Origin of the sequence: Paenibacillus sp. FSL M8-0212, assembly GCF_038004645.1 — a bacterium.
Taxonomy (GTDB): domain Bacteria; phylum Bacillota; class Bacilli; order Paenibacillales; family Paenibacillaceae; genus Paenibacillus.
Window position 1 is genome coordinate 723101 of record NZ_JBBORP010000001.1, and the last position, 15346, is coordinate 738446.

General features: G+C 48.2%; 16 protein-coding genes and 2 pseudogenes. 10 read left to right on the forward strand and 8 right to left on the reverse strand.

Annotation, left to right across the window (positions count from 1 at the left end; all coding sequences use genetic code 11):
* Positions 1-104: 104 nt before the first annotated feature.
* Together MKX68_RS03340 and MKX68_RS03345 are read left to right on the forward strand one after the other, a co-directional pair.
* Positions 105-998: an AraC family transcriptional regulator gene (locus tag MKX68_RS03340; protein ID WP_289391585.1), complete on the forward strand. Its 894-nt coding sequence runs from the start codon at positions 105-107 to the stop codon at positions 996-998.
* Between the two features lie 17 nt (positions 999-1015).
* Entirely contained in the window at positions 1016-1540 is a 525-nt protein-coding gene (locus MKX68_RS03345; protein ID WP_340909120.1) for a DUF5412 family protein, read from the forward strand.
* 337 nt (positions 1541-1877) lie between these two features.
* On the opposite strand, the gene MKX68_RS03350 is transcribed toward MKX68_RS03345, so the two are convergent.
* The 7 genes and pseudogenes from MKX68_RS03350 to MKX68_RS03380 form a co-directional block, all read right to left on the reverse strand.
* Positions 1878-2135: a hypothetical protein gene (locus MKX68_RS03350; RefSeq protein ID WP_340909121.1), complete on the reverse strand. Its 258-nt coding sequence runs from the start codon at positions 2133-2135 to the stop codon at positions 1878-1880.
* 149 nt (positions 2136-2284) lie between these two features.
* Positions 2285-2881 (reverse strand): hypothetical protein, encoded by a 597-nt coding sequence (locus MKX68_RS03355; protein ID WP_340915539.1) that lies wholly within the window; start codon positions 2879-2881, stop codon positions 2285-2287.
* A gap of 276 nt (positions 2882-3157) precedes the next feature.
* A pseudogene (locus tag MKX68_RS03360) lies at positions 3158-3394 on the reverse strand (glycosyltransferase); the annotation flags it as partial.
* Positions 3395-4005: 611 nt separating this feature from the next.
* Positions 4006-4752, reverse strand: coding sequence for a class I SAM-dependent methyltransferase (locus tag MKX68_RS03365; RefSeq protein ID WP_340909123.1), 747 nt, complete (start codon positions 4750-4752; stop codon positions 4006-4008).
* Positions 4739-6268 carry a nucleotide sugar dehydrogenase gene (locus tag MKX68_RS03370; RefSeq protein WP_340915263.1) on the reverse strand — a complete coding sequence of 510 codons (1530 nt, stop codon included), beginning with the start codon at positions 6266-6268 and terminating at the stop codon, positions 4739-4741. The genes MKX68_RS03365 and MKX68_RS03370 overlap by 14 nt, the downstream gene beginning before the upstream one ends.
* Before the next feature lie 66 nt (positions 6269-6334).
* On the reverse strand, positions 6335-7324 hold the full coding sequence (locus MKX68_RS03375) for an SDR family NAD(P)-dependent oxidoreductase (RefSeq protein ID WP_340909125.1): 990 nt from the start codon (positions 7322-7324) through the stop codon (positions 6335-6337).
* Between the two features lie 18 nt (positions 7325-7342).
* Positions 7343-8032 (reverse strand): glycosyltransferase, encoded by a 690-nt coding sequence (locus MKX68_RS03380; protein WP_340909127.1) that lies wholly within the window; start codon positions 8030-8032, stop codon positions 7343-7345.
* Positions 8033-8344: 312 nt separating this feature from the next.
* Between MKX68_RS03380 and MKX68_RS03385 the strand changes: the two genes are divergently transcribed.
* Entirely contained in the window at positions 8345-9055 is a 711-nt protein-coding gene (locus MKX68_RS03385; protein ID WP_339785388.1) for a GT-D fold domain-containing glycosyltransferase, read from the forward strand.
* Between the two features lie 217 nt (positions 9056-9272).
* Here the strand turns inward: MKX68_RS03385 and MKX68_RS03390 are convergent, their stop codons facing one another.
* Positions 9273-9680, reverse strand: coding sequence for a hypothetical protein (locus MKX68_RS03390; protein WP_091033422.1), 408 nt, complete (start codon positions 9678-9680; stop codon positions 9273-9275).
* Positions 9681-9870: 190 nt separating this feature from the next.
* On the opposite strand from MKX68_RS03390, the gene MKX68_RS03395 reads away from it, so the two are divergent.
* The 7 genes and pseudogenes from MKX68_RS03395 to MKX68_RS03425 all read left to right on the forward strand — a co-directional run bounded on the left by MKX68_RS03395 (position 9871) and on the right by MKX68_RS03425 (position 15335).
* Complete coding sequence (locus tag MKX68_RS03395) at positions 9871-11019, forward strand: RluA family pseudouridine synthase (RefSeq protein WP_289391578.1); 1149 nt, start codon at positions 9871-9873, stop codon at positions 11017-11019.
* Positions 11020-11055: 36 nt separating this feature from the next.
* A complete protein-coding gene (locus MKX68_RS03400; protein WP_091033429.1) occupies positions 11056-11634 on the forward strand; it encodes a DUF1273 domain-containing protein in 579 nt (192 codons plus the stop codon).
* 157 nt (positions 11635-11791) lie between these two features.
* Positions 11792-12607 carry an adenosylmethionine decarboxylase gene (gene speD, locus MKX68_RS03405; RefSeq protein ID WP_036610662.1) on the forward strand — a complete coding sequence of 272 codons (816 nt, stop codon included), beginning with the start codon at positions 11792-11794 and terminating at the stop codon, positions 12605-12607.
* Between the two features lie 184 nt (positions 12608-12791).
* Positions 12792-13202 carry a flagellar basal body rod protein FlgB gene (gene flgB / locus MKX68_RS03410; RefSeq protein WP_091033431.1) on the forward strand — a complete coding sequence of 137 codons (411 nt, stop codon included), beginning with the start codon at positions 12792-12794 and terminating at the stop codon, positions 13200-13202.
* Between the two features lie 150 nt (positions 13203-13352).
* Positions 13353-13841, forward strand: a pseudogene (locus MKX68_RS03415) (GNAT family N-acetyltransferase); the annotation flags it as partial.
* A gap of 210 nt (positions 13842-14051) precedes the next feature.
* Positions 14052-14453, forward strand: coding sequence for an NUDIX domain-containing protein (locus tag MKX68_RS03420; protein WP_339790744.1), 402 nt, complete (start codon positions 14052-14054; stop codon positions 14451-14453).
* An 18-nt stretch (positions 14454-14471) separates the two neighbouring features.
* Entirely contained in the window at positions 14472-15335 is an 864-nt protein-coding gene (locus tag MKX68_RS03425; protein WP_340909133.1) for a helix-turn-helix transcriptional regulator, read from the forward strand.
* Positions 15336-15346: the final 11 nt, after the last annotated feature.

A 15346-nucleotide genomic window follows, 5' to 3' on the forward strand; every position in this document is an offset into this window, starting at 1 on the left:
TCCAATCTTGTCATTAAATTATGTACTTGGTTATGATATCATCGGTGATAAGGAAAAAATGAACATTTATTGCTGTAAGTACAATTAGAAGTAGGGAGATTGATATGCAACACGATTTGCTAGGCACATTGGATAAGCTGTTCGATTACATAGAAGACCATATCCAAGACAAGTTAACGCTGGATCATCTGGCATCTGTGACTCATATATCGAAGTTCCACCTGCATCGCATGTTCAAACATGTAAGCGGACAATTGCCTGGAGAATACATTCGCTCACGCAAACTGGCACGCAGCCTGGAACAATTGGTGAACCTGAATTGGAAAATCATCGATATCAGCGGACATTACGGGTTCGAACATGAACAATCCTACATACGTGCTTTCAAACAAGCCTTCGGCATTACACCCCTGCAGTATCGCAAACAGGGAGCTGGAGACCTTGAATTCACAGCCCGCATGACTTCATCCATGATCACGATGCTTCCGTACGGTTATATTTTTACACCAACGTATGTACGAAAACCGGCTATGAAACTCATTGGGCAACGATCCCACATTCGGTATACAGATAATGAAGAGCACTATGAAGCCAATTCAGCAGGCAACGATTTTTTTGAAAAACACTTTCATTCGATTCCTAATGTGTTGCAGCCTAACGTGTATATTGGATTTACCAATGAAATTAATGAGGATTACAGTACATATCAGCCGTCTGTAGAAGTGACCACTCTGGATCATATCCCTGAAGAACTGGACGGAATTGAGGTCCCGGCCAACCAGTATGCCGTATTCAAATTCGTCTGTGATTTCCATCCAAGTCTAATTAACATTGATCATCTGGACAGTGTCTGGACATTTATCGATGAATATTGGCAGAGCCATTCGGGGTACGAGAAGAGTGATCCATACTATTTTGAAAGAATTGATGGCAGTCTGGCTCAGGACCACTACGGAGAGATGGACATATATATTCCTGCAAAGCAAATTTCACTGTAGGTGGAGGTTAGATGCTTATGGACTCAAATACTCAAGCTAATTCAAGTTCATCTCATACAGATTCTCGCAAACCTTGGATACGTAGACACCCGTTTATCACTACATTTACATTATTGATTCTTATCCTATTTACTGCCTTATTCCTGTATTTCTGGCTCCGTCCATACTTCTCCACATTTGACCGTTCCGAGCGGGGGGAATTGAGCTATTCCATGCCTTCACGGAATGGTGAGTATACTGCCGAGATTTATGGTGTGCCCTATGGTGGTGCCGCAGGCGGGATTACGATCTGGGTCGATGTTAAGAAGACAAATGCCCCCGAGAACGCCACGGTAAAAACGATCTATCGTGCCGAGCACCACGGAAATAACCATCTCGAATGGGAAAGTGAAAACACACTCCGGATTGAAAACTGGAATGAATACACGGATGAGACCATTACCCTCAATATCGATGACGAAATATATGATGGATGGGGCTGGGCATGCAAAAGCTTACGAATGAAGGACCGGTCTGTGCGATGCCTGGCACCCGAAAAGTAAAACATCTTAGCAGATAATATGACGGCTCTGAACACTCGACGACTTATCTTGATGAGTTATCCTCACTGCACCGCATATCAGAAGTTCCAACGCTCTGTATGCCTTGTGAGAATTTCACCAAATGCTACTTTCATTACACCATGGCAGGAGATACACGAGGCATGAGAAGCGTTAAAAGCCCCACTCACCGACTCTTTCGGTTAAGCGGGGCTACGCTTGTTCTACATGTTATCGTGTAATTACTTATACTTCATTGTGATCTAATATGCTTGTTTATTAACAACTTCGTAGCTATGGAACTTTAAATATATGGCAGCACATAACTTATCTATCACATCTATTCTACCTCATCTGCTTCTGCTTCTGCTTCTGCTTCTGCTTCTGCTTCTGCTTCTGCTTCTGCTTCTGCTTCTGCTTCTGCTTCTGCTTCTGCTTCTGCTTCTGCTTCTGCTTCTGCTTCTGCTTCTGCTTCTGCTTCTGCTTCTGCTTCTGCTTCTGCTTCTGCTTCTGCTTCTGCTTCTGCTTCTGCTTCTGCTTCTGCTTCTGCTTCTGCTTCTGCTTCTGCTCGCAATTGTGCCTTACACTCTATTTCCACTCAACCCTTATTTTCACACTGATCCGCCCTATCGCATGCTACCAGCAACGGTTAGTTTTTGTTGTTGTTTCACTTCTGCTTCAATCTATCTTCTCTATCTCTACTCCCGCTTCAAACTCTTTTGTCCTCATCTGTCCCACTTCATCTACCTACTTACGAGGTGACACTTCACCACGTTCTTCCCGCTCTTTCATCTCTTTGCGTACCACCACTTCGAGCTTCTGCCGATTGGCAAGCAATCCGGGATCGTTGGGCAAATACTCACGGGCTTTGGTGTTATGCATCAATGCGTGCTCCCAGTTGCCCAGATGGGCATAACAAAGGGATAAACGGGCATGTGGTAGCCAAGTGCGACAGGCCACAGGTACCGGGCGCAGTCCCGGATCACGGCTGCTCACGTCTACCGCCTGCATATACCAGTAGATCGCCGAGACGGGTTCCTGCCGCTCATGGAAACAGGCCGCAATGGCACAGCAGAAGTCGGCATGTGGCAGATCATACTGGAACGACTGCAGCAATGCGCCGAGCTTATGGCCCTGCTTGCCCAGTCGTTCATAACATTCCGCCAACCGCGCGCAAGCAATCAGGCGATCCTCGCGGTAACCGCTTGGCTGTTCCAGCAGCTTCGCGTACCCGCGTGCCGCCGCCGCATAACGCTGGCGGTCATAACATTCGCCTGCATAATAGAACAGCAGACGACCTTGGGCTACGCCCTCTTCGGCGATCCATTTGCGCAGAATGCGCACGTTTCGCGCCGAATGATGTCCCGCTTCGCGGCGGTGCGTGACGGCAATGTCTGCCGTAATGACCTCGCCCCGCGGAAAGCTGAGCTGCTCGTGCAGCCGGCCATGCCAGCGGCACCCGGCATCCCGCTTGACCAGGCGAAGGCGTCGGTCCGTCACAAGTGGACTCCCCTCCGCCCCCTCGGCCAGCGTATAGTTCAAGATTACAGCTTCCGTCTCCCCCTCAGACGGAAGCTGTTGCTTCAACACCTCTAGCTTTGCCCGTTCCGCGGGCAGCAGCACATCATCCGCATCCAGCCACAGGATATACTCCTGAGTGGCCTTGGCGAATGACTCATTCCGCGCTGCGGCAAAGTCTTCCTTCCATTCATACGTGTAGATCTGGTTGGTATACTGCGCAGCGATGTCCATCGTGCGATCCGATGAACCGGTATCCACTATAACGATCTCGTCCGCGATGCCGGCAACCGAATCCAGACAGCGCGCAAGCGTGCGTTCCTCGTTCTTCACAATCATGCACAGACTGATGGTGATCACGTTTTGAGCCCCTTCCTGTCGTACGCGTATTGCGAAATTTCATAACGGATTTGTTCTTTCGTTGGTTAAATACTTCGAACAAAGTACTATCGTAAGTTGAACTAAAAGATATTTACACTGGACACTCCGATGACAGAAACTTTCCGATCGTTGTTATCCCCATTTTTTTAATTCCTTTTATAAAGGGTAAATCCGGGGATAAAGGCGAAGCATATGCTTCCGATACAGCTTTCATTCAGAACGGTTTTAGCTCCGCTTCTTGAAATTCATTCGGGCTTCTCCGTTTCGTGTAAATGTTTATTCCAATTTATTTGGTATGTGGTATTGGTCACGGAATTCATTTCATTTTCACCGTGGCTAACGAACTGAGCTTACGCTATTCAGTGCATTTCAGCCACTTGAAAAATATAACGAATCTGAGACCCGCTATTTTCACATTTTAGGCATCCATTCGTCGTTTAGCGCAGCTTTGGGATGAAATAACGTCGCTGAGATTCGTTAAATTTCTCATCTCTCCAAAATCATCAAAATAAGGCGTGTGAGATTCGTTAGAACATAGAATAGTTCTGTCGTCATACTAAACAACACTGCTACCCTTCACTACTCCCCTGACTGCGAAGCCGTTTCACCTGCTCCACTGCACTGTCCAGTGCCTTCTTGCGCTGCTTCATTACACGGAGGTGCTGATGTTCCACCTCGGCAAAATGGACATGATCCAGCTCCATCCACTCCAACAGTTGATCCAAAGTCGGTGACATATGCAGTTGTGTACTCCGACGTTTGCGGGCCACGCAACATAGATATTTATGATGAACTTCGAGTTTCAAGACTTCAAAATACGGCATCAGGGTTATCGCCAGACTTCCCGCATAGAAGGTCTGCTTATGGTCATAGAACGGGTGATACCCATACGGCACGGTTACAACCAGTGTCCCATCTTCCTGCAACAGCCGATGAATCTGGATCAATAACGTCTCCGGATGAGCAAAATGCTCCAGCACTTCTCCAAGCAGCACCGTGTCAAAAGTAGTTCTTACTTTCCATTGCGTAATATCCAGCATTCGAAAATCCACATTGTTTCGAACTGGCCTAGATTCTTTTGCAAGCTCAGCTTGCGCATACCGGACACTTTCCTCTTCCAAATCAATGCCAGTGACACGAAATCCTTCACGTGCCAGCAGAATGGACGTAATGCCCTGACTGCACCCGACATCCAGGATGCGTTTGCCTGTTGCCTCACGGCACATCCAGTGGATACGCGTTCTCGTCGCTTCATGAGAATCTTCCGAATTAATCTCGCCGTAATAGCGTTCGCTTACACGATCATGATTTGCCATGGGCATCTCCCTGATCCTCGTCTGGATCGATCGCAGCTTCACGACGAATTACGGCGCCCTCGACTGCCACCTTGACTTCCTCTTTTTGCCCGGACCCTTCTACTGGTTCCTGTTGCTCGTAAACTCTCTTGGCCTCATGCCGTACAGGCTGACCCAGTACCACAATATTTCCCCCGTGGCATCCGGCCGTTGCATTGCGTGTATCAAAAATTAGCTTTGCATGATCTGCCATCTCCTGATAATCGAATCCCGAATGATCCGTGGTGATGATCACCAGATCAGCTCCTGTCCACAATTCCGGCACCGCCGGACTAGCGTGCAACACTGTACCATCATCCTTACGGAAGACAGGCACCATCGGATCGGTGAAAACCACATCTGCGCCCGCTACACTCAGCAGCCGGAAGACATCCAATGCTGGCGATTCGCGCAGGTCGTCAATGTCTTTTTTGTAAGCCATACCTGCGAGTACAACACGTGCTCCCCGCACAGATACACCATTCTGCTCCAGTAGCTCCGTAGCACGCTTCACCACTCTCTCTGGCATTTGCCGATTGGTTGCATCCGCCAGCTGAATGAATTGCAGCTCCGATCCCTGACGATTTGCAGCCCAGGACAGATAGAGCGGATCGATTGGAATACAATGTCCGCCGATGCCAGGACCTGGATAGAACGGCATATAACCAAATGGCTTGGTTGCCGCCGCATTCAGTACTTCCCAGATGTTTACCCCCATCTGTTCACAGGCCGGGGTCAGCTCATTCACGAGTGCAATATTGACACTGCGAAATGTATTTTCGAACAGCTTTGCCGTCTCCGCTACCGTTGTTGAACTAACCGGAACAACTTCGTTGAGGAACGAGCCATAGAACTGTTTACCATAATTCAGACAAGCGGGTGTGGAGCCGCCAATGATTTTCGGGGTATTTTTCACACCATAATGTACACTGCCCGGATCTACCCGCTCTGGAGAATAACAGACGTAGAACTGTTCTCCGGCTCGCCAGCCTTTTGCCGCTTCAATCGGTTGTTTCACGCGTTCCTCCGTTGTGCCCGGATAGGTCGTACTTTCCAATATAACAAGGCTGCCTTCCTGCAAATACGGAGTCATGCCATCCACCGCCGCCGAGATATACGAGATATCCGGTTGATGCTCGGCAGTCAGCGGGGTGGGCACACAGATCACGATGACATTCGCCTGTGCCACCGCTGCATAATCGGTGCTTGCCGTGAATAACCCAGCCTGCATAAGCGACTGCACAACATCATCTTCTATACCGATGACATACGACTTCCCGGCGTTCAGCTTGGCTACCTTGGAGGTATCGATGTCAATCCCGTGGACTTGATAACCTGCCTGTGCCATTTCTACAGCCATGGGTAAACCCACATAGCCTAGACCAATGACAACAGCTTTTAGGGAGCGGTCATTAATATGTTGTATTAGGCTACGTTGCTGTAACTCTTCATTTCCTTCGTGCTGGTTGTGCTGATAATTTCCTTCCATTCCTTCCACCTCCAAACGCTCCGCCTCCCTTCGGTGGGCGTATCTGAGAACTCCGAACGAGTTTTGAGACACACCCTAATCGATATAGCCCCCTGCACGTAAAAACCGGGCAATCGCTGGTTTGTTCATCATGGCACTGTCCGAGCGATACTCGGAGAAGTTCACACGAGGCAGACTGCTGTACTGATCCGTCAGGCTCTTGTCCTTATGCTCCGGCAGGATGACATAATACTGTGCATCGTATTGGTACGTACGCGGCGCTTCATAGGGCGAGATCAGCACTTCATGTAGTTTCTCGCCTGGACGTATTCCCGTCACCTTATAATCGAAGGATGGACGGCCTGCCTGTTCCAACATGACGGATGCAAGTTCCGTCATCTTGCAAGCTTTCATTTTCATCACAAAAGTCTCTCCACCCACGGCCGCCTCAGCCGCCTTAAGCAGTAAATGTATAGCTTCGGTACGTGTCAGGAAAAAACGGGTCATGCCTATATCCGTAATGGTCGGGCTTTTGCCTTCATCGATCTGACGACGGAACAGGGGCACGACACTGCCGCTGGTTCCAAGCACATTGCCCCCACGGATGCAGACAAACCGGGTACCTTCACTTAGCCAGTTGGCACGGATCATCATTTTTTCACCCAATGCCTTCGTCATGCCGTATACGTTAATCGGATCTACCGCCTTATCGGTGGATACATCGATGACTTTGGCAACCTGCATACGTATCGCAGCCCGAATAATATTCTGGGTCCCGATCACATTGGTCTTGAACGCTTCATCCGGCTGGTCCTCGCAGACCGGAACATGCTTCAGCGCAGCCAGATGGAAGAGCACATCCACACCTCTGCATGCATCTTCCACTGCCCGAAAATCGCGGATATCCCCAATGATGAATCGCAGACGCGGATCATGGTTGAACTCTCGCTGCATCGCAATCTGGGCGTATTCATTACGTGACAGAAGGCGAATCTCAGCCGGGTTCTGCTCCAGCAGTACCTCAGTCAGCTTTTGACCCCAGGAGCCCGTTCCTCCGGTGATCAGAATCGTTTGTCCTTGAATCATGGATGAATCCCTCCCTGATCAGATCATGAATTCGCGTAGTACCTGTGCCATCTCATCCCGGCTTAACCGGTCTTTGGGCGGTACCTTTTTGGTTGAAGTATTGCTCGAATGTACAATGTTGACATAATTGCGCGGAGCAAGCAGCTCGTGCGGCAGTTCAATGACATTGCCATGTGTACCTCTGCCCGGAAGCTTGACCCGGTATCCTGCTGCGTATTCGGCTGTCTGATATAAGTAGACATAGAATTGCGGAGAACGGTGAAACGCCGGGGCCATCTCGTTATTCACACTGTCCCACAGATATCCGTTCTGGTTGATCAGTGCCATCGTCTGCGGCTGTGGTTGAATATCGTAGAGCTGTTGAACAAAGGTTTTATGATACAGATCATCCGAATCCAGACGGGCAATATATAGCCGCTCCGTACCTTTGGCAAACGCCAAAATGGCACGCACACTCTCGATATTGGTTCCAAAACGAATATTGGAAGGAAGCGGCTCCTGATCCGCCAGAATCTCCTGCATTAATTCCCCCGATTCCTTGGACAACTTCACCACTGTGAGGAAATCCTGATTCGTCTGTGCCTTCAGGCAATGCAATGTGAACGTGCGGAAGATGCTCATCCGACGCTCCAGCCACTCTCGCGTCAATCGCTGCGGGTCCATTCCGTAATTGTTAAAGTTAATCTCAATCACAATTTTCCTGGACATAACACTCCTCCTCATGTACGCTGCATGTTCCGTTTGTCGGATACAGACTGTTTTCATAGTTTTGATGCCGTCTTCCTACGAAGACCATCTTCTATCTATCTGATCGTTTACAAGCCACATCTCGCTTGTGAATCCAGCACTCTATAACGTATGAAACGTTGATAGAAGCGGTACCGACAGATGTACTAACTTTCCTATAAATAGATTGATATACAACCAAAGATGGCGCCCTTCGGGTCGAACGTACATATCGTAACTGTAGTCGCAACATAGAATAGAACAGTTCAATTTTCAAAGGAGGCAACCCATCGAATGAATTCGATCTATCTTGAAATGGAAGGTGTGCTTGATCAGCTCGAAGTGGCACTCCTGGAACACCGACCGCTGTCTCTTGTAAGAGTCGGTGATGGCGAGAATATCGTCATGTCTCAAGAAACCGTATGGCCCACGGAACAGGTCCTTCAGGAGCGTTGGGCCAAGAAAGCCAACTTAGGGCAAAAGGGACTTCGTCTGCCCAACCCGAAACTCCGGGATGAAGTCGCCGCTTCCTTGCAACGTGCCGATATCGTGGGCATTCTTCCTCGTGGTGACAACACTATTAATGCTCCGGATTATCTCAAAAGACCCCTGACCGATATGGTATTTGCACACTTTGGCATCTCTCCTCCGATGACTTGTCATGCCTGTGTTAATCGGGAACTGGCGCAGAACCCACGTTTCTGGCAGATGCTTGCAGGCAAGCGTGTGTTACTCGTTACTCGTGAGATTGAGGCTCTGCGTGTCATGCTCGAACGTGAGCCGTATAATCTGAACATTGTGACTGCCCTGCCCTTCGACAGTTATGATCAGATGGATGAAACGCTGCACTGGATTCAGAATAATCAACATACCTTCGATGTTGCTCTCTTCTCCTGTGGCGTCAACGCGGTTATCCTTGCGGAGCGAACAGCTGCACTCGCAGGCAAAGTTGCTATCGACTTTGGCAAAGCCAACAACATCATTCTGAAAGGCCGTGCCAACTGATCCTGGACAGTTCCAAACTTTAGATTCGTGAGTTGTATTGAGTCGCGCAGATACTTGTACGGCAAAAACCCCCGACTTCTTAAGCCGGGGGTTTCTTGCTGAGCGCTAGGCGAAACCTATCGCAGTATTGTCTTGCGTTTCTGGGGTATGAAGCGAACTCTGCCGTCAACAGAAGTGATGACGAAGCACTCTGCTTGTTATATTTCGCCTTTCACTACTAACCGGTGGCTGCAATACCGTATAACATCTCCGGCCCGGTTCTTACTGCTGTGGACACCCCCGAGATGAACGAAGTATACACACTTTCCAATGCTGGTGGTGCAGACAGATCCTGAGCTGTGAACGAATGGAATTCGGCACCTCCGTTCTGTCCAATCGTACCTTCAGCACGGTAGATGATATAGAAAGGATCATATAAAAAACCCCGCACAAGCTCCACAACAAAGGTATCTCCCAGTTCTCCCGTAACACCTACTGTCCCGTTCAACGTAATAATGGGATTCACCACACCCTGCGTCTGTAGACCAATGGTGCCGAAGGCTGCCGGGGATTCTGACAGTGACAAACCGGGCTGTCCTACGGTTGCCGAGTTCATCGAAGTTCTCATATCGAGAAACACGCCCATGAGTAACACCTCCAATGCTATGGGATACCCTATCCTATGAATCTCACTACTCTTATGATTGGATGTATAGCAGATTGCATGAACCTATTTTTATTTGTCGACTGTTAATGGTATATTGAACTGCATAACGAAAATGAACGGATCGTATGCACACAAGCGGTACAGGCTGTTCAGAAGGAGATTACTATTCATGAATAAACGCAAACGTCCAACAGGCAAGACATCGGCCTCGGCCAAGGGGAAATCTTATGCAGGTTCATCCTCAGCACGTTCCGGCAAGTCCAACTTCTCATCTGCCAAAACATCAGGTGCTTCCGCATCACGCAATACGGAGGAGAATAAGAAGCCAATAGCCGCGAAATCATCGGGTGCACCCAAGAAAGCTGGAGGCAACAAACCCAAAAATGCCAGCGCATCCAAACGACCAGGCAATTCCTATTATCGCAAGCAGGAACCACCACGCCAGTACAAAGTGACCGAACCGGATGAACTGTTGAACTTCCTGTTGCAACATCTGAAATCGGGACGGAATGCAGTAAAATCCATTCTGGGTCGTGGACAGGTATCCGTGGATCAGAAGGTCGTAACCAAGTTTAATGAAGCGCTGACGCCAGGTCAGATTGTCTATATTCGAAAAGAAGGTGCAGTCGCTGCTCCGTCCTTGACGGGTATTAACATTTTGCATGAAGACGATGATATCATTGTGATCCGTAAGGAAGCTGGACTGCTGTCCATTGCCGCTGACAAGACGGATGACCTGACGGCATACCGCCAACTGACAGAGCATGTACGCCGCACTAATCCGCTCAACCGGATCTTTGTTGTCCATCGTCTGGATCGGGATACGTCGGGTGTCATGATGTTTGCCAAAAGTGAAGAGGTACAGCAGAAGCTGCAAAACAACTGGAAGGAAAATGTGCAGGACCGCGTCTACGTTGCCCTTGTTGAAGGTGCAGTAGCCAAAGAAGAAGGTACCATCTCTTCCTGGCTGAAGGAAACCAAAACGCTGAAAATGTACTCCAGCTCTCGTCCGAATGATGGACAACACGCCATTACACATTACAAACGTCTGAAGTCGAACCGTGAGTTCTCCTTGCTGGAAGTGCGTCTGGAGACAGGGCGTAAAAATCAGATTCGTGTGCATATGGAAGATCTCGGACATCCGATTGCCGGTGACAGAAAATATGGTGCACGCACAAGAGACCTTGGCCGTCTCGGACTTCATGCACGTATACTCTCGTTTATTCATCCCACAACGGATGAGCTGATGTCATTTGAAACGGATATTCCGAAGCCATTCCTGTATCCGTTCCGTGCAGATGCTCCACCTTCGAAATAACTGCACCTTGATCATGCCTGAAAGGAGGAACGGACACTGAAAAACCTGTTGATCACCGGTTACCGGGCACATGAATTGCAAATTTTTGGACAGAAACATGAAGGTATTCCTTATATCAAAAAAGCCATCTCCTCCCGCCTCACTCCCCTTGTCGAGGACGGTCTGGAATGGGTGCTGACGCCGGGACAATACGGTGTGGACCTGTGGGCCTGCGAAGTGGTGATTGATCTAAAGAAGACGTATCCGCATCTGAAGCTGTCGATCATTACTGCCTTTCAAAACCCGGAAGAGCAATGGAAAGAAGACAAGCAGGAGTATTACCGTTCCATCCTCTCGGGTGTGGACTATTACGGTGCGATTAGCAATCAACCTTATATCGGGCCGTGGCAGTTCACTGCACGGGATGACCTGTTGCTGCGCAAAAGCGACGGTCTTCTGCTCGTCTATGACGAAGATGCTGGAGAAGGCAGCCCCCGTTTTGTGAAGGAAAAAGCCGTGAAGAAACAGCAGAACGAGGATTATACAATCATCAGTGTCACTTCAGAGGATATTCAATCTGTAGCTGAGGATGAGCGCATGAACGATGTTATAGACTTTGACGATTCTTCATTCTGAAAAAATGTAAATCATCTGAAGTCCATTCATGCATAGCTTTCATCAGAAGGGAATCGTATTTTGAATGACGTACATATGTTTTTTTTCGAGGCAGGTTGGGTATAAGTAGTATTATAACTGCGATGATATGTCGTATGGGATAAGGGGAACTGCAACCATGACAATTACGCCAGAGCAGCGCATTCAACTGCATGGATTTAACAACCTGACCAAGTCGCTCAGCTTTAATATGTACGATATTTGTTATACCAAAACCAAAGACGAACGTGAAGCTTACATTGAATATATTGATGAACAGTATAACGCCGCCCGGCTGAGTAAAATTCTAAACAACGTCTCCGATATCATTGGGGCTCATGTCCTGAATGTTGCGCAGCAGGATTACGTGCCTCAAGGTGCAAGTGTGACGATGCTTGTCTCCGAAGGTCCAATCGTGGAGATCCCTGAAGAATCACTTGATGAATCTCCCGGCCCTCTGCCCGATAACGTTGTCATGCAGCTGGATAAAAGCCATATCACTGTGCACACCTACCCTGAATTTCATCCTAGTGAAGGTATCAGTACCTTCCGTGCGGACATTGATGTCTCCACCTGCGGTGAGATCTCACCGCTTAAGGCACTGAATTATCTGATCCACTCATTTGATACGGACATTATGACGATGGATTACCGGGTGCGTGGTTTTACGCGGGATACAAGCGGGCGCAAGCTGTTCATTGACCATGAGATCGGCTCGATTCAGAATTATATTCCGGACGAGATTAAGAGCAGCTTTGACATGATTGACGTGAACGTCTATCAGGAGAATATTTTTCACACCAAGTGTAAACTGAGGGAGTTCGATCTCGACAATTATCTGTTTGGGTACACCAAAGATAAGCTCAGCAAGAAGGAACAACAGGAGATTACAGAATGGCTGAAGCTGGAGATGGACGAGATCTATTACGGCAAAAATATTAATCGTCCCTCTTAAAGAGGTTGTTCAACGCTGATCCATAAGGGCAAGGTCTAAGACAAGATTTCATGAAGGTAGGGTTCTTCTTTTCGGGGGGACCTCCGGCACGTGCTTGTCTTTTTCTTTGTTTTGTTGACAGTGTGCAACTTTATTTCTTATTATAGAAGTAACTGTACAATCTACAGTGAAGGAGACTGAGCCCGTGATCGAAACGAATACAACAAGACGTAACGAATCACTGTTACAAGCACTGACTGCACAACACAATGCGATTACCAATAACATTGCCAATGCAGACACACCCAACTACAAAAAGAAAACGGTAGAATTTCAGGAAGAGTTGCGACGTATCGTTGAAAATGGCAAAACCGATCAGCTCGCCATGAAGCGGACTCATACCAAACACTTCCCTGTCAGTGATCCCAATTCTTCCATCGTACAGTACCGAATTGTCGAGAACAACGAAACAACGATGAACAATAACAACAATAACGTTGACATTGACAAGGAAATGGCGGACCTTTCAGAGAACCAGCTCATGTATAACTACATGGTTGATCGGGTCAGTGGACATTACAAAAAAATGAAGAATTTATTGAATGATCTGAAATAATGAATGTACAAGCAGCCCGAAATGGCTGCTTTTTTTTGTGATCTTTTTCCCTGAGTGTAGCTCGTTTGGTTCCATTTTTCGGTATCCTCTCCTGTTCGTAGTATAATGGGGAGAAACGAATGAATTCATATCGAATAAAAGAGGTGCAACATGTCTCCACGTCATTTAAATGGTTTTCAAGGTTCCAAAGTCAGATTAGCGGCCCCATGCCCGGAAGATTGCATGCGTCTCTCCCGCTTCACAGACGATTATGAATATTTGCGCAACATGGATACCGATATCGCGATCCCGTTAACGCCGGATGAGACAGGGTCCTCCTCCGTCCGCCGCGATAACGGATTTGAATTTGCATTACGTACACTGGAGGGTAACCGATTCATTGGATTCACAGCCCTATACCGAATTGAATGGAACAATCGGTCTGCTCGTCTGGCCATTGGTATCGGCGAAGAAAATGATCGGGGTAAAGGTTACGGCAGTGATGCCCTTGCTCTAATTCTTCGATATGGATTCCACGAATTGAACCTGAACCGGATTGCGCTGGAAGTCATCGAATACAATGAAGCCGCGAGACGTGCGTACCTAAAAGCCGGATTCCGGGAAGAGGGTCGCCAGCGTTCTGCAGTTTTGCGGGATGGCATGCATTATGACCTGATCTCGATGAGTATCCTTGCCGAAGAATGGTCGGCACAGTCTGGGCTTCCTTTATCATTCCGGTCTAATCGTACTCCTGAATCTGGGAAAGTTGCCGCGGATCGTTTCTCACAGCGTTATGCGGACGAACAAACTCCGCTGTCCCTGTCGGAATTAAGTTCAGATCCAAAAGCTGAATCTGACATTTCACCTCGCATCGGCGTAGGTGCGGTTATCCTGAATGAACGGGGCGAAGTGCTCCTCGCCTGGCGGAATCGTCAACCCGAACAGCACACTTGGAGTATTCCCGGCGGGAAAGTAGATCCCTATGAATCACTGGAGACTGCCGTCATCCGTGAAATCAAGGAGGAAGTGAATCTGGATATCGCCATCGACAGTCTGCTCTGTACGGCGGAGACGATCCAGCCAGAGCAGAAGGAACATTGGATATCCGTGCTCTATTCCACCAAGGTGATTGGCGGCCATGCTCGTAATCTGGAAGAAGGCGGAGCCATTGGTGAGATCGGCTGGTTCCCACTCCATGATCTGCCCTCTCCACTCGCCTGCTTTGCCATACCTGGGCTGGAAGCTGTGAAGAAGTTATATAACCAGAATTAAGCTTGGAGGTGCTTGCAAGTGTTGGAGATTCCTCTTCCTCGACCTGTACCCTTCATTCTGCATGAATCGAGTTCCCAATTCGATTGGAAAGGCAGCGGCTCGCTATCACTGAAAACATTCCATAACGGAAAAACGCTCTATGAAGCGGGGCGCGGTCACTTCGCAGTCAATAATGAGAACTATCTGCTTCTGAATGAGGGCCAGGAATATAGTCTTCACATTGATTCATCTACTCCAGTTGAATCCTTCTGTATCTTCTTCCCTCCTGGTTATGTGGAAGAGATCGGCCGGAATCTAATTACCAGTGATCTTCAGCTACTTGATGAGCCGTATAGTTATTCATCCTCAAACAAGATGGAGTGGGTAGAACGTACATACGCGATGGATAATCGGCTTGGCGCAGCCCTGAATCATTTGCGTAATTTCTACAGTCAAGACACGCTGGATTCCTGGGCAATAGCGGAGCAGCTTCATCAGCTTGCTGTTCACATGCTGGATCTACACCGTAACGTTCAGCAAGAGATCAACGAACTGGATATGATCAGACGTTCAACCCGAGAAGAGTTGTACCGAAGAGTGTATATCGGGCATGAGTATATCTCCGCCTACTATGATCAGCCGTTAACGCTAGAACAGACAGCATCGGCTGCACAACTATCCGTGAATCATTTTCTACGCAGTTATAAAAAGTTGTTTGGTACTTCACCCCATCGTTATCTGACTGAATGCAGGCTATTGGCTGCAAAGCGGCTTTTGCTAGATTCGGACAGGTCGGTCACCAATATCTGTTATGATGTGGGCTTCGAAAGCCTCGGTTCGTTCAGTTCATTATTCACTAGACGCTTCCATAGCTCTCCTTCCCAGCTGCGGGCAAAAAGGTGATTATGAAGAAG

Bases quoted from the DNA above. Each gene is read 5' to 3' on its own strand.
- speD (WP_036610662.1), top strand. From the start codon at position 11,792: ATGACAATTACGCCAGAGCAGCGCATTCAACTGCATGGATTTAACAAC.
- MKX68_RS03395 (WP_289391578.1), top strand. From the start codon at position 9,871: ATGAATAAACGCAAACGTCCAACAGGCAAGACATCGGCCTCGGCCAAG.
- MKX68_RS03340 (WP_289391585.1), top strand. From the start codon at position 105: ATGCAACACGATTTGCTAGGCACATTGGATAAGCTGTTCGATTACATA.
- MKX68_RS03390 (WP_091033422.1), bottom strand. From the start codon at position 9,680: ATGGGCGTGTTTCTCGATATGAGAACTTCGATGAACTCGGCAACCGTA.
- MKX68_RS03345 (WP_340909120.1), top strand. From the start codon at position 1,016: ATGGACTCAAATACTCAAGCTAATTCAAGTTCATCTCATACAGATTCT.
- MKX68_RS03385 (WP_339785388.1), top strand. From the start codon at position 8,345: ATGAATTCGATCTATCTTGAAATGGAAGGTGTGCTTGATCAGCTCGAA.
- MKX68_RS03375 (WP_340909125.1), bottom strand. From the start codon at position 7,324: ATGATTCAAGGACAAACGATTCTGATCACCGGAGGAACGGGCTCCTGG.
- MKX68_RS03365 (WP_340909123.1), bottom strand. From the start codon at position 4,752: ATGGCAAATCATGATCGTGTAAGCGAACGCTATTACGGCGAGATTAAT.
- MKX68_RS03380 (WP_340909127.1), bottom strand. From the start codon at position 8,032: ATGTCCAGGAAAATTGTGATTGAGATTAACTTTAACAATTACGGAATG.